The sequence below is a fragment of the Candidatus Bandiella numerosa genome, assembly GCF_021811875.1.
GTDB classification, from domain to species: domain Bacteria; phylum Pseudomonadota; class Alphaproteobacteria; order Rickettsiales; family Midichloriaceae; genus Aquirickettsia; species Aquirickettsia numerosa_A.
In genome coordinates this window covers 1-201 of sequence record NZ_JAJBJD010000314.1, presented here as the reverse complement: position 1 = coordinate 201, position 201 = coordinate 1, and the positions used below count along the sequence as shown (strand labels likewise).

At 38.8% G+C, this 201-nt stretch carries 1 protein-coding gene; it reads left to right on the top strand.

The features are described from left to right. Positions 1 to 183 (top strand): hypothetical protein (locus L8D11_RS05735; protein WP_236870684.1); only part of this gene is annotated, 183 nt, incomplete at its 5' end. Positions 184 to 201 lie beyond the last annotated feature (18 nt).

Here is a 201-nt window from a genome sequence, read left to right as displayed (position 1 = left end):
ATCAAAGATACAGTGCTAGATAGTGTGGTTCAAAGCAATAAGGATTTAGAGGTTGTAGAGATGGACGAATTATGGCATTACGTCCAAAAAAAAAGAGAAAACTATGGATATGGCTTGCTTACTCTCGTGCCAGAAAAAGAATCATTGCCTGTGAAGTTGGCTCTCGTAGTGTCAAAACTTTAAAAAAGCTGTGGCAGAAGG